The 12,620-nt window shown below is 62.0% G+C and carries 12 protein-coding genes; 1 reads left to right on the top strand and 11 read right to left on the bottom strand.

Going from position 1 to position 12,620, the window contains the following annotated elements; translation table 11 throughout:
- Positions 1 to 241: 241 nt before the first annotated feature.
- Both MKD50_RS19795 and MKD50_RS19790 read right to left on the bottom strand, forming a co-directional pair.
- Positions 242 to 760, bottom strand: coding sequence for a GNAT family N-acetyltransferase (locus MKD50_RS19795; protein ID WP_252668357.1), 519 nt, complete (start codon positions 758 to 760; stop codon positions 242 to 244).
- A gap of 65 nt (positions 761 to 825) precedes the next feature.
- Positions 826 to 1,473, bottom strand: coding sequence for a TetR/AcrR family transcriptional regulator (locus MKD50_RS19790; protein WP_252668355.1), 648 nt, complete (start codon positions 1,471 to 1,473; stop codon positions 826 to 828).
- Positions 1,474 to 1,542: 69 nt separating this feature from the next.
- On the opposite strand from MKD50_RS19790, the gene MKD50_RS19785 reads away from it, so the two are divergent.
- Entirely contained in the window at positions 1,543 to 3,018 is a 1,476-nt protein-coding gene (locus MKD50_RS19785) for a phytoene desaturase family protein (RefSeq protein ID WP_252668353.1), read from the top strand.
- 58 nt (positions 3,019 to 3,076) lie between these two features.
- Here MKD50_RS19785 and MKD50_RS19780 read toward each other — a convergent pair whose 3' ends face one another.
- The 9 genes from MKD50_RS19780 to MKD50_RS19740 form a co-directional block, all read right to left on the bottom strand.
- Positions 3,077 to 4,282: an MBL fold metallo-hydrolase gene (locus tag MKD50_RS19780; protein WP_252668351.1), complete on the bottom strand. Its 1,206-nt coding sequence runs from the start codon at positions 4,280 to 4,282 to the stop codon at positions 3,077 to 3,079.
- A gap of 36 nt (positions 4,283 to 4,318) precedes the next feature.
- Complete coding sequence (locus tag MKD50_RS19775) at positions 4,319 to 5,275, bottom strand: Bug family tripartite tricarboxylate transporter substrate binding protein (protein ID WP_252668349.1); 957 nt, start codon at positions 5,273 to 5,275, stop codon at positions 4,319 to 4,321.
- Positions 5,276 to 5,425: 150 nt separating this feature from the next.
- Positions 5,426 to 6,232, bottom strand: coding sequence for a TetR/AcrR family transcriptional regulator (locus MKD50_RS19770; protein ID WP_115700668.1), 807 nt, complete (start codon positions 6,230 to 6,232; stop codon positions 5,426 to 5,428).
- An 82-nt stretch (positions 6,233 to 6,314) separates the two neighbouring features.
- A complete protein-coding gene (locus MKD50_RS19765) occupies positions 6,315 to 7,574 on the bottom strand; it encodes an MFS transporter (protein ID WP_252668348.1) in 1,260 nt (419 codons plus the stop codon).
- A 63-nt stretch (positions 7,575 to 7,637) separates the two neighbouring features.
- Positions 7,638 to 8,396 (bottom strand): maleate cis-trans isomerase family protein, encoded by a 759-nt coding sequence (locus MKD50_RS19760; protein WP_252668347.1) that lies wholly within the window; start codon positions 8,394 to 8,396, stop codon positions 7,638 to 7,640.
- A 19-nt stretch (positions 8,397 to 8,415) separates the two neighbouring features.
- Positions 8,416 to 8,865, bottom strand: a complete 450-nt coding sequence (locus MKD50_RS19755; RefSeq protein WP_252668346.1) for an acyl-CoA thioesterase — start codon at positions 8,863 to 8,865, stop codon at positions 8,416 to 8,418.
- Positions 8,862 to 10,022, bottom strand: coding sequence for an FAD-dependent monooxygenase (locus MKD50_RS19750; RefSeq protein WP_115700679.1), 1,161 nt, complete (start codon positions 10,020 to 10,022; stop codon positions 8,862 to 8,864). The genes MKD50_RS19755 and MKD50_RS19750 overlap by 4 nt, the downstream gene beginning before the upstream one ends.
- Complete coding sequence (locus MKD50_RS19745; protein WP_252668345.1) at positions 10,019 to 10,897, bottom strand: VOC family protein; 879 nt, start codon at positions 10,895 to 10,897, stop codon at positions 10,019 to 10,021. The genes MKD50_RS19750 and MKD50_RS19745 overlap by 4 nt, the downstream gene beginning before the upstream one ends.
- 13 nt (positions 10,898 to 10,910) lie before the next feature.
- A complete protein-coding gene (locus MKD50_RS19740) occupies positions 10,911 to 12,617 on the bottom strand; it encodes an AMP-binding protein (protein WP_252668344.1) in 1,707 nt (568 codons plus the stop codon).
- Between the last annotated feature and the right edge of the window lie 3 nt (positions 12,618 to 12,620).

Below are 12,620 nucleotides of genomic sequence, written 5' to 3'. Positions count from 1 at the left end.
CTAGCCTGGCGCAACAGCTTTTTGTGGTTACGGATTCATGGCCTTGGCCGAGTGGCCAGGTGCGCCGTCCAGGCATCTTTCCGGCGGTACCGTGCCGGTGTTGAACGTCGTGCTTGACTGAAGCACGGCGGCAAACCTGCATCGTTGCCGACATCCGCTCGGCCGTCGAGATTTGGTACCGCATTGTGTCTGGGCTATGCACCACCACCGCCCGTGGTCCGACCCCGACCCCGCCCCGTAGCTAGCCCTTCACCTCAAATGACTCGTGATACCTGACCACGCCCGAGGGCACGTGCGGGCCGAGCGCAATGGCTTGAAAGTACTCCGCCGGAACCCCGGGTAATACGAGCGTCGACTGTGCCGAAAATCCAAAGCGGGAATAGTAGGCCGGCTCCCCGAGTACTACGCAGCCTTGCGCGCCTGACTGTCTGAGGCGATCCAGGGCCGCACGTATGAGCTGCGAGCCCACCCCAATGCCTTGATGAGCAGGCAGCACCGATACCGGACCGAGTCCGTACCATTGTGCACTTCCGTCTGAGATGTCGACCGGGGAAATGGCGACATGGCCGACAACCTGGCCAGACAGCTCCGCGACAAGCGAGATCCGCAACTGTCCCGCGGCCCTTAGGGCCGTGATGATGAGTTGTTCCGTGCCACTGGAGTGGGTGGCGACTGCGAAGGCGGCCTGTGTCACCTCGGTAATCGCGTGTACGTCGTCCGGACGCTCGCTCCTGATCAGGAGCGCATCAGTCGTGGTCATTCAGTTTCCTAAAATCGATACGCATGGAAGCCCAACCGAAAGGCACCGAGTGTTGTGCCAAACGTTTATCGCCCTCGCGATCCCGCTTGGGGCCTGATACCGGGCGCAGTGTCATCAGCATGGGCGGCGCCCTGCATAAAGAAGTCCAGGGCTTTGCCAAGCTCGTCCTCCAGGTGCAGGGCCGGGTCGCTCAACCAGGCCATGACGGCCCCAAGGTATAGGAAATGCAGATAGTGCGCCAGGCGCTCGGCCGCAGTATCAGGCCGGAGCTCTCCGGCCTGTTGTGCCTGTTCGATGAGTTGCACGTACAAGGGGAGCATGTCCGAACTGGTCTGCTGCTCCATGCCATCGCGCACTTGCTGGAAGCGGAAGCGGATATACGGCGCCGCATACTGGCGATGGTGTTCCCACCAGTTGGCCGAGCCATGCCACAGCGTTGCCACACGTGCAACGAAGGACTCGCGACTCAGAACGTAGTCCTCCACCGCCGCTTGCAGGTCTTCCTCGAGTTCATTGTGCATCCAGTGCACCAGCACCGCCTCTTTGACGGGGAAGTGGTTATAGACCGTGCCTCTCGCAACATCCGCCTCTGCCGCGATCTGTTCCATCGTTACCACTTCATAACCGTCGCGTTCAAATAACGCATGCGCGGTGGCAGCGATGCGGTCACGCGTCTGCTTTCTCTTACGGGCAATCCGATCGTCTTCGCTCATGGCAGTTGCGACTTAATTGGACATTGTCTAGGATTGTACATTGTCCAATCTCGCAAGGGGAAGTCGTCGATGCGCGCAAGGAAAGAAGTGCCCACGGTGGTCATCGGGGCTGGGCTGTCAGGACTGGCCGCCGCGCTTTCGCTGTCTCGTCGTGGCATCCCGGTGATGGTCGTGGAGGCGCAGCAGAGCGCGGGCGGATGCTGTTCCACCGAGGTGTCCGACGGATATACCTTCAACAATGGCGCGGTATACGTGGCCGTGCCCTCATTGCTTCATGCAGCCTTCGGGCGCCTGGGCCTGAGCTTCGATGAAGAAGTCGAACTCGTCGGCATAACCAGGCCCCACGCGACTTATCTGGACAATGGCACTGCAGTGCACCTCTCGACAGCGGAACACTCGTACGTGGACGGCGCCGACCACCACCGCCGCACGCAGGCGCTGCGGGACGGGCTGGCCAAGCTACGAGACGATTGGCGTCCGATCTACGCAACCTTGGTCCGCGACGTGCTTCCGGAAGAACCGTCGCTGCTACGTACGATCGGCAAACTCTGGAGGCACCTGCTGCGAATGGGCGGGCACGTAAACGGCCTGATCGCGTCCTATTTTCCGGACCGGGATCTGCAGGCTGCTGTCGCGTCCACGTTGCTCTACACAGGCCTCGCACCCGACCGGCTACCGGCGACACAGATCATCGGCTTGCTGGCCTTGCTGGAGGAAGGCTTTCACCTGCCGCGCGGCGGCATGGGCGCCATTAGTGCTGCCCTGCTGCGAGCCCTGCAGGGTCAATCCGTCTCGGTGCGTTTCGGTACCAAGGTCAGGGAAATCGTCGTCAGCGACGGTCGGGTGCATGGCGTTGTGCTAACCGACGGAGAACACATCCCGGCCTCGCACGTCGTCGCCACGTGTTCGGGATTGGGTGTCGTGAAGAACCTGCTGCGTGCCGCCGATATCCCGCGAAGCCTGGCCGCAAAGGCGGATAAGGCTCCGTTGTCACACAGAGCCATCTCCATCCAGATCGGATATTCCGGTGCTGCGGCAGCCGACGCGTTCATCGTCAACCATGTACCGGCGATGGAAAATCAAGGTGCCATGCATGTTCCGAGATCCGACGTCCCGCCATGGATTGCGTACACGCAGCCTACGCGGGTGCTACCGGAACTGGCATCAGGAGGCAGGCATATCATCGAGCTGTACGCGCCCGCCAGCGATATTCGCTCGGTATCCGAATGGAATCCGGCATGGAGCGATTCGGCACTGGAGAGATACCTGGACGCGTTGCAGAAGCGAGTCCCCGGCATGGCCATCGAAAGGACCCGCGTGCTCGACCCGCAGGACTTTGCCCGGGAACGACAACTGTATGAGGGTGCGCTGTATGGAATTGCTCCGGGTTCTCCACCCCACCGCTTCCTTCCGCATCGGACACCGATCAGCGGGCTATACCTGGGCGGACAGACGACGTTCCCGGGCTATGGCGTGCCGTCGGCAATGCTGTCTGGCATTCAGTCCGCGGAGTCGCTGGTTGCGGACTTGTCTCGGTCGAGCTGACTTCATTGTCCAGGGTGCACCGGCCAGGCGCGCGGACGCCTGGGAAAGATGCGAGACGTCAGGGCGCTGCGCTGCTCGAGCGCTGCTCCCGGGTGTGCACAGCCGTTGCTAGGGGGATCCACTGCAGATCCCGCCCCACGATCACCTTCCCCGAAAAGCCCTTGCTGGCTGATTCCCACCGACTGGGATCGTTGTCCGCAGGCGCTAGATGGGACAGAACAAGCGTTTTGACGCCAGCGGCTTCCGCCACGGCGCCCACTTCGGTCGCCGCGGTATGGGAATGCACCAGGTGGTGCGCCTTAGCCTCCTGTGCGGGGCTTCGGGGCTTTGGATACAAGGCGTCAACCCACGCGGTGTCGATCACTTCGTGCACCAGTATGTCGGCACCGCGCGCCAGCCTGATCAGGTTCGCATGCGGACTCGTGTCGCCGGAGAAGACAATGGAGCCGTGAGCCGTATCGAACCGGTACGCGAATGCCGGAAATACCGGTGCATGGTTGACTAACGTTGCTGTGACCTTGACGTTCTCGTCACGGTAGACCTCGAAAGGCTCCATCACAGGAGCGGGATCCCGGTCAAGATCCACCCTGAGACTAGCCGGCAGCGCGATGTCCATCACGTCGACACGGGCATGAGGATTCGGCTTGCGACTATCCAGGATGTTGTCATTGATGTCCGCCGCAAAGGCCCGATAAAGCGCCTCCGTCATGGCAACGGTGCCAGGCATCGGCTGCTCGGGGGCAACGATTTCCGACACCCCTTCTTTGCCTCCACTCGCAGGCGGCAACTTCCCCCGTGGGCCCGGACCGAACACCTTGAGTTTCTGACGTCGCTCCGCCAACCCGTCGGATGCGCCGAACAGTACCAGCGACGGATAGTCCACGATGTGGTCCGCATGCATATGGGTGATAAACGCGGCCCGCAGCGATTCAAGCCCGCGCCCCGGCGGCGGTGCTCCCAGGCCCGCCTGAAAATAGCGTCGCAGCCATCCCGCGCCGAAGTCGACAAGGTAAACCTGGCCGTTGACTGCCAGGGCGGATGAGATGCCCGCCGATTGCGAGCCCCGCCATGATGTCCGACCGCCTGCCGTTCCCAGAAGGACAAGATTGGGACCAGGATCGGCCAACGATGGCGTCTTCGGTTGGCTGGCTGGATCGGCATGGGAAGCCGAGGCCAGAACGCCGAGCGCCACCGTGGCCGCGACACAAAGTTGACGAAGGTAGAGAGCCCGGCCAGCCAGTACCCGGGTTAGAACGATAGGCATATGTTCTCCGAAGGAAGGTTTAGTGGTGGCGTACCGTCATTCCGGCTTTACGCCGGCATCGGCAATCACCTTTTCCCAACGGAGCTTCTCGGCCTCGATGAACTTCGCGCCTTCCGGCCGCGACATCGGCATCGGATAGGTGCCCAGATCCTTGAGCCGATCGACAAATGGTTGCTGCTTCAAGGTCTGATTGACAGCCGAATTGACGCGATCCAGCACTGACACCGGCGTCCCCTTTGGCGCAAAGATCGTGAACCATCCCTTGGCCACCAGCCCGGGCGCGACATCCTTCGCAAGCGGAATGCCTTCCAGTCCGGGCAAACTGGCGTCCGACGTCACGGCAAGCGCCTTCAGCCGTCCACCACGCACCAGAGGCACCAGCGGCGCAATGCCGTCGACGTAGACGGGGATATCGCCCTTGACCACCGCCTGGATCGCCTGCGTCGTTCCGCTGAAACTAACCTGGCGGAACCTGGCCTTCTGCAACTGCCCCATCATTTCCGCCGTGAGATGCGGAACAGAGCCACGCGTCGGACTGCCGATCACAACATCGTCCGGCCGCCCTTTGGCGTCCTTGATCACCTCGCCAAGGCTCTTGTACGGAGTGGCCGGTCCCGCCACGAACATCATCGGCGTGTACGCCAGCGTGGCAGCCACTTCCGTGTCACGCTGGATATCGAACTTCGCTTCCTTGTACATCACCGGCGTCGTGACGGCCGCCGCTGCGTGAAACAGCACGAGCGTATAGCCATCGGCCGGAGCCTGCTTCAGCGCGGTCATTGCGACGATGCCATTGCCACCGGGCTTGTTCTCGACGATGACCTGTTGCTTCCAGGTATTGGCGAGGCGCTCGGCAACCTGGCGCGCAATGATGTCCGGCGCACTGCCCGCGATGGATGGCACGAGCAGCCGAACCATCTTGTCGGGGTAGGTGCTGGCTGCGGCCGGAAGCGCCATAGCCAACAGCGTCAATGCGAGAAAGGGGCGTTTCATGTTGTCTCCACGTCTGGCGTGCCGGCGACCCATCGTCGCCGCACTTATTTGATACACAGTCAAATAAGCATTTTAGTTTTATTGACTGCATCTCAAATAAGGAGATACCACTAGGGACGCGGTATTGCGCGCGATATACCCCCTCGGGCGCTAAGCGGAACGAACGCTTTTCTTCCTTGCAGGCTTTGCGTCGCGTTGCCAGGCTTCGATGCCGTCAAGCGTGATGCGCAGCCCTTCCTCGAACGCCGTATCGGACGACAGATGGGAAAACGACTTGCTCACGAAGCGCGCGCCGGGATACTGCTCGGCGGAGACGGAATCCAGCTTCTTCTGTATGAAAGCCTGATGGTATGCCGGTAGCTGGCGCGAGGCTTCCGCCATGCTTGCCGCAACCAGGTACTGGGCGAGCAAGTGGTAGCCCAGCGCGACCTGTTCGGCGGAAAAGCCCCCCTGCATGATGGCCGACGTCATGCGGTTGAAGAACTCCAGGCCGTAATCGGTTTCGCCCGGTTGCACATCCTGGAACAGGCGATACCTGTTGTGCGACGCCACATAGTTGCTGACGCCCGGATTTTCCACAGCGACCTGGAAGCTGAGGCGCGCGATGCGCTCGACATCCGCGCGCCAATCGCCTGTCAGCGGCGGAATGCGCAGCGTGCGCTGGCGATAGTAGTCGTTAAGGACGCCCGAAACCAGTTGATCGCGGCCACCCAGGTAATAGTGAATCAGCCCGGGCGCAACGCCAAAATCCTTGGCAAGCTGGACCATCGAGATCTGGTCCAGCGGCACCGTTTTCGTCAACTGAATCGCATGCTGCAGGATTGTGGTGCGGCTGAGCATCGGCTCGGCACCGATCGGCGCTTCTGTCTTTGGCGGACGGCCACGGCGGCGCGGTGCCGCGGCGGTCGTTTGCTGGGGGGCGGCCTTTGAGACGGGCGACTTGCGGGCGGCAGGCATGAGCGTGGGAGGATGGAACCAGCGGAAATTGGTAGTCTGCCAATTCTATCCGCTAATCCCGTTGACGCCATCGTCTGCAGCGCTATGCAGACGCGGCTACCGGTGCCCCCTCCCCTGGCGCGCCCACGCTGTAGCGCCCGAGCGACAGGACGAGCATGGCGGAGATCACTAGCATGCAAGGCAGCACAAGCAGCGGGACATCGTAGCTGCCATGCCGGTCAAACCAAGCACCCAGGGCAATGGGTCCGATGACCGCGCCCAGACCATAGCCAGAGAAGGCGATACCGAACAGCGAGCCGAACGACGAAAGCCCAAAATATGACCGCACCAGGTAAGAGATCAGATCCCCCTCGGCGCCGATGGTCAGGCCGATCAGCGTCGCGGCGATCAGCAGCGCCGTGTAATCGTGCGCCCCGCGCAACAGGAATACGCCAATGGCGCCACCAACAAAGAAAACGCTCGCTACCAGCGGTGCATGAATCCGGTCGATCAGCAATCCCGTGAGCAGACGGCCGACCAGCAGTCCGACGCCAACCATTGAGGCGCTGCGCGCGGCCATGCCAGCATCAAATCCGCGATCTGCGAACAGCGACGGCAGATGTGGTCCCAACGACAACGTGGCTGCCGAGCTCAACACAAAGACCAGCCAGATCGCCCACAGACGGTAACTGCGCAACGCTGCCGCCAGTGGAATCCCCTGCGGCGCGACTGCCATCGCATGCATTGCGTTGCGCGTGCCAGGGAATCTTTCACGCAGAAGACTGCAAGCTACCAGCGACAGCAGGATCGAGCCGATGCCCAGCCCGACGTACGCCATGCGCCAGCCGAAGCTCGTCACCAGGAACTGCGCGGTGATGGGCAATATCACCGTACCGGCACCGAGGCCGCACATCGCAATCCCCAGGGCAAGGCCCAGGCGACGGTCGAACCACTGTGGCAGCACCGCGAGGTACCCCAGCACCGACGTCGCCGCGCCGGACACGCCGACGACGATCGACAGGGCGACCCACATCAGCATGCTGCCATTCTGCAGCGCCATCGCCGCGGTGGCCAGCCCGAAAACGATTGCCGAGCAGCCGATCACCCGTCGAATGCCGAACCTGTCCATCATGGCGCCGACGATCGGGCTGACGATTGCAAGCCCAAACATCGACGCTGCGTACGACAGTGAGGCCTGCGAGCGTCCCCAGCCGAACTCGGCAGACAACGGCCTGACGAAGACGCCGGCCGTGGCATTGAACAAGGGCGCGTAACCGGCCAGCATGCCAAGGGCTGCGCCGAGGATCACACTTGCGTAAATCCGGCCCGATACGCGGGGCAATCCCGTGGGGGCGTTGTGCATGGTCTCGTCTCCGTGGTCGGGGCGCCGCTTCCGTGGGCGCCTGCCTTGTCGTTGTGGGTACGTTTATCGCAAACCGGTCTGGCTGCCCAGGTAGGCACCTGCCCCAGGTGCCGTCGCTTCCAGACCAAGCCTGCGCAACATCTGGCGCGCAGTACAGGCTGCCGTGGACGTCACCGGGATGCCCAGCGCTTCCTGCGCGGCCTCGAGCGCCGCGAGCGATGGCATCTGGACACAGGCAGACAGCACCACGGTATCCACACCCCGGGTATCCAGGCGCTTGACGTCCTCCAGCAACTGCAACGGATCCCGCTCGCCAACTTCCAGATTGTCGAGAATCGAGAAATTGATCACGTCCTTGACCTCGATGCCCTCGTGCTCGATGTACTCGACCACGGTTTTGGTCAGGGCATCACTGTAGGGCGCCATCAGCGCAATGCGGCGTGCCCCGAAATCCTTCAGTTCATCCACCAGCGCTCCCGCCGACGTCATGATCTGCGGACGGTACGGCGCGTCGCCGATGACTGCGCCCAGATCATCGATGACCTGGCGGTGATAGCCGTGACCCATGCACATGGTCGCCACCAGGCACGCCGTGCTCATCACGTCGACGCGGGCGTCTGTCAGTTCGACGGCGCAGCGGCCCATATCCCGGTTCATCCTCTCCAGCTCCTCCGCCACCACGCGATGCATGCGAACGCGGCTGGAGTGGAAGCTGAACTGTTCCGGCCGCACCTGCATGCGCGCGTTGAAGATGGCCGGCACTTCGCGCTCCATCGTGATATTGGAGCTGGGCACGATTTGCCCGATTCGATACTTCGACATTGAGGGTTTCCAGAACAGTTCAGAGAGCTGGCGACAGGAAGCGGTTGAGCACTGCGCGCAGCGAAGCGGGGATGGGAGTGCCTTCGCGTCGGTCCAGCCGTACGCAGATCGGCGAGAACATCGCGTCGAAGACCGGTGTCCCATCCGGACGCCGGGCCATGCAGCGAATATCGAACGACCTCGTACGAATGGCTTCGACGCTGCAGCGGATGTCGATCACGTCGTCGGGCCAAAGCGTCCCGATGAATTCGAAACGCATCGCCTTGCATGGCGTTCCCACGCCATGCTCTTCTCCCAGTCTGCCGTTACCGCCGGCCATGTGGGAGGTGTAGAGACCGACTGCCCCTAGCAAGTAATCGGTGAACCGTCCGGTGTAAACCACTCCCGCCGGGTCACAATCGCCCCAGCGTACAGTTCGCCGTACCACAAACGGGGTCTCACTGATGACGTACTCCGTGGCGCGGATCATGGCTGCCCTTGCGCCGCCACCGCCGTGACACCGCCCGCGGCGAGTTCGGCCATCAGGGCCGGAAACTGTGCCCGCAACCGCTCGGCGTCAACCCGGCCCGTACGGGTCATGAAACGGAATACGAACTCGTGCGGCGTGGGAAGCTCCATCCACTCGCGGATGCGCTCGTACCAGTTGTACGAAGCCTCGGAAGCACTGATCAGCTTGGCCTTCTCCGGCTTGCGAACGGCCTCATATTGCTCCAGGGCGGCGGCGACATTGCCGGGATTGGCCACAATGGCGTCCGCCAGCGCCATCGCGTCCTCCATGGCAATCCGGGTACCCGATCCGATCGAAAAATGGGCGCTGGTCAGCGCATCGCCGATGAGCACCTGGTTCCCGACATGCCAGTTGGCATTCAGGATCACCGGAAACTGCCGCCAGATCGAATTGTTGGAGACCAGGCCGTGCCCGCCCAGCTCCGGAGCAAAGACGTTCTCAAACAGTGCCTGGCGCGCTTCGGCACTCATTTCTTCCATGCCAAAGTCGACCCACGTCTGATGATCGCACTCCGCCACGAAGGTGCTCATCGAATCGGAGTACGGATAGTAGTGGGCCACGAAATAGCCGCCTTCGTACTTGCGAAATACCAGCGCGGGGCTGGCGAATGGCTTCGCCACGCCAAACCAGGCGAAGTGGTTGGTCAGCGTGCGGCGGGTCGTGCCAAAGGCGGCCTCATTGGCCGTGCGCACTTGCGAGCCGATGCCGTCCGCCCCCACTACAATGTCGGCGTCCAGCCCATCAAAGTCCGCGATGCGTTTGTTGTAGGTAACCCGTACTCCCAGTTCCTTCGCACGCTCCTGGAGCACCGAGAGCAGGCTGATACGCGGAATCGCACCACCACCCGCGCCGGGCTTCTTCATGACAATCGGATGTTCGTGGCTGATGATCGAATGCTGGTCATTGAATCGCATCACCTTCGCCAGGCGATCCACCACCAACGGTGAAGCCGAGCGGAGGTTGGACAAACCAGTATCCGCAAGAACCACGCCGAAACCAAAGGTCGCATCCTCCGGATTCTGCTCGAATACATCGATGTCGACCTCTGCCATCCGTTCCTTCAGCAGGATCGATAGGAACAGGCCCGACGGTCCGCCGCCAATGATTGCGACCTTCATTGCGCGTCTCCCGGAGCGACCACCAGGGCATCCATGTCGAACTGGCGAATCTTGCCGGCCAGTCCGCCCGTCAAGGCGCCGTACCACACCGCTGGCTTGAAGCCGAGTTCCTTGCGCCGGAATTGCAATGCCGGATTGCCATCGATGCGTACATAGCCGTTGCCCAGCGCTGTGGTCTTGTAGCCTTCCGTGTTGCGCGCCACATCGATCAACGGCGCAAACTCGGGCACATCCAGCACATACACCGACGCCTTTTTGCCATCAGGCACGGCCTGCTCGATCCGTTCGGCCTTGCGCTGCCAGACCGGTTCGATGGAGCCGAAGGCCGCGCCCTTGTCGCGGGCGCGTTCGAGTTCAATGGCGGAGTCGATGGTAAAAGCAGCGTCCTGCTTGTCGGCGCTGCTGAACGGGCGGACCTGCCAGGTGATCTCGATCGGATAGCCGTTCGGGTCGTTGAAGTAGATCGATTCGATGACTTCGTGGCGGATCTGATAGCGCAAGGGAATGCCAACCGCCTCAACCCGCTGGCGCCACTGCAGCAGTTCCGCCTCATCGCGCACTCGCCATGCGGTGTGCGTGGCGCGGTCCTGGTAGTGCTCGCGGACGGTCAGCCAGTCGGGACGTTCCGTACCGATGTAATAGAAGAACGCGATGGTGCTGCCGTTGCCGCTATCGAAAAAGAAGTGCAGGAAGTCGGCATGGTTGTCGGGACCCCAGCCTTTTGCGGAAATCGCGTGTACCAGAGGCAGGCCAAGGAGGTCGCGGTAGAAGTGCACGGTCTCTGCAAGCTTCCAGGTCGGCCGGGCCGTGTGATGAACGCCGTGCAGTTCAACAACGGGGGCGTTCGCTTGCGCGCCTTGGGTGGATTGGTTCATGTCTCGTCCTTCCTCACTTCGCTTGTTCAACGGTGTTCTTGTCTGCTTCCGCGCGCAGCATCTGGACGATGCGGTCACGCAGCAGCACCTTGCTGAGCTTGCCCGATGCGGTCAGTGGAAACTCGGGAATGATCTCCAGCCGCTCCGGCCATTTGAATTTCGCCAGGCCGGCCTGCTGCAGGTATTGGGTCAGTTCGAGCAATGTGAGGCCCGCTGCGGCCAGCGGCGGCTTCAACATTACGAACGCGCATACCCGTTCGCCGTACACCTTGTCCGGCATGCCAACGACAGCCGAGGCCATGACCGCAGGATGCAGGTTGATGACGTTCTCGAGCTCTTCGGCGTTGATCTTCTCCCCGCCACGATCGACCACATCCTTGATGCGACCACGGAAGAAGTAATAGCGCTTGCCGTTCACCACCTGCGACGACATGAGGTCGCCCGATCGGTAGAAGCCGTCAGCGGTAAAGCGCGTGACGTCCTCCTGCTCTGACTTGTAGTAGCCACGGATCGTGTAGGGGCCGCGGAACAGGGCCTCGCCGGTCTCGCCTTCGGCCACATCGTCTTCCGTACCCGGATGGACGATGCGAACCTCATCTGCGTCAGACACCGGATAACCGACCGACTCCTCACGTATTTGCGCGGGATCTTCCGGGCGCGTGAACATGATCACGCCTTCGGTCATGCCGAAGATGTGATGCGTGGGCGAGCCCGTGAGGCGTGTCAGGTTGGCCCCGTTTTTCGGGGCAATGAAATTGCGCCGCGCCTTGTCCGTCGCCGTGCCGCGAACCAACTCCGGCGCAATGCGGTTCAGGATCGGCCCGGCCACGCCGAACCAGGTCGGTTCATAGTCGCGGACCAGGGACTGCAAGGTGTTTTCGCCGATATCCGGCGCCACCGTCACCTTGGCGCCGCAAAGCAGAAACGGCCCGAAGAAGCAGCCCATGTTGAGGTTATGCATGTACGGCGTGGGGAAGAACAGCACGTCGTCCGGGCCGTAACCGTTACATGCGGCGACCGCACGCATGTTGTACAGATATTCGTTCTGGAAGCGCGGAATGATCTTGGGCACGCCCGTGGTGCCGCCGGATAACTGGAACACGGCCGCCTGGAACGGCTCGTGCCTGACCTCTGACAGGATCTGCTGCGCACGCCCCGGCGACATGTCGCGAATCAGGTCAGCCAGCAGGACGGCACGGCCCCGGCGCTCGCCGCGAGCCTGCAGGATGAACTGCAGACTTGGCACTTCGGCTTGCATTTCTTCCGCAAAGGCCACGTCATCGAACTTCGGATCATCGCCTTGCACGAAATGCAGACGGGCCTCGCAGAGGTTGCCGAGGTAGCCAACTTCGAGCTTGCGGAATGCCTGAAGCGAGCACAGAGGAATGATGCCGGCCTTCAGGCAACCGAGGAATGCGAACAGCAACTCGTTGCTGTTGCCACATTGAAAGACGGCCCGGTCCAGCGGCTTGAGACCCAGGGCGAGCAACGCGGCACCCAGGCGGTCCGTCTGTTGATCCAGCTCTCCGTAAGTGAATTCACCCTCGGGACCTACCAGCGCCAGACGGTCACGATGTTCTTGAAACGATTGGCGCAGGGCTCCGACCAGCGTCTCGGCCGTGAGGTAGCCCTCGCCCACATATCGGCGAAGACGATCTTCATCGGGGTAGCGCACGCCTTCCAGCAAGATGGACGGGCGCACATGGGGGGGTTGCAGCATGTT

This window comes from Cupriavidus mimosae (assembly GCF_023952485.1).
Lineage (GTDB): Bacteria > Pseudomonadota > Gammaproteobacteria > Burkholderiales > Burkholderiaceae > Cupriavidus > Cupriavidus taiwanensis_C.
Note: the sequence above shows the minus strand (reverse complement) of the source record. Positions and strands in the feature narration are given on the sequence as shown.

Bases quoted from the DNA above. Each gene is read 5' to 3' on its own strand.
- MKD50_RS19765 (WP_252668348.1), bottom strand. From the start codon at position 7,574: ATGCACAACGCCCCCACGGGATTGCCCCGCGTATCGGGCCGGATTTAC.
- MKD50_RS19780 (WP_252668351.1), bottom strand. From the start codon at position 4,282: ATGCCTATCGTTCTAACCCGGGTACTGGCTGGCCGGGCTCTCTACCTT.
- MKD50_RS19775 (WP_252668349.1), bottom strand. From the start codon at position 5,275: ATGAAACGCCCCTTTCTCGCATTGACGCTGTTGGCTATGGCGCTTCCG.
- MKD50_RS19785 (WP_252668353.1), top strand. From the start codon at position 1,543: ATGCGCGCAAGGAAAGAAGTGCCCACGGTGGTCATCGGGGCTGGGCTG.
- MKD50_RS19790 (WP_252668355.1), bottom strand. From the start codon at position 1,473: ATGAGCGAAGACGATCGGATTGCCCGTAAGAGAAAGCAGACGCGTGAC.
- MKD50_RS19740 (WP_252668344.1), bottom strand. From the start codon at position 12,617: ATGCTGCAACCCCCCCATGTGCGCCCGTCCATCTTGCTGGAAGGCGTG.
- MKD50_RS19760 (WP_252668347.1), bottom strand. From the start codon at position 8,396: ATGTCGAAGTATCGAATCGGGCAAATCGTGCCCAGCTCCAATATCACG.
- MKD50_RS19750 (WP_115700679.1), bottom strand. From the start codon at position 10,022: ATGAAGGTCGCAATCATTGGCGGCGGACCGTCGGGCCTGTTCCTATCG.
- MKD50_RS19795 (WP_252668357.1), bottom strand. From the start codon at position 760: ATGACCACGACTGATGCGCTCCTGATCAGGAGCGAGCGTCCGGACGAC.
- MKD50_RS19755 (WP_252668346.1), bottom strand. From the start codon at position 8,865: ATGATCCGCGCCACGGAGTACGTCATCAGTGAGACCCCGTTTGTGGTA.
- MKD50_RS19770 (WP_115700668.1), bottom strand. From the start codon at position 6,232: ATGCCTGCCGCCCGCAAGTCGCCCGTCTCAAAGGCCGCCCCCCAGCAA.
- MKD50_RS19745 (WP_252668345.1), bottom strand. From the start codon at position 10,897: ATGAACCAATCCACCCAAGGCGCGCAAGCGAACGCCCCCGTTGTTGAA.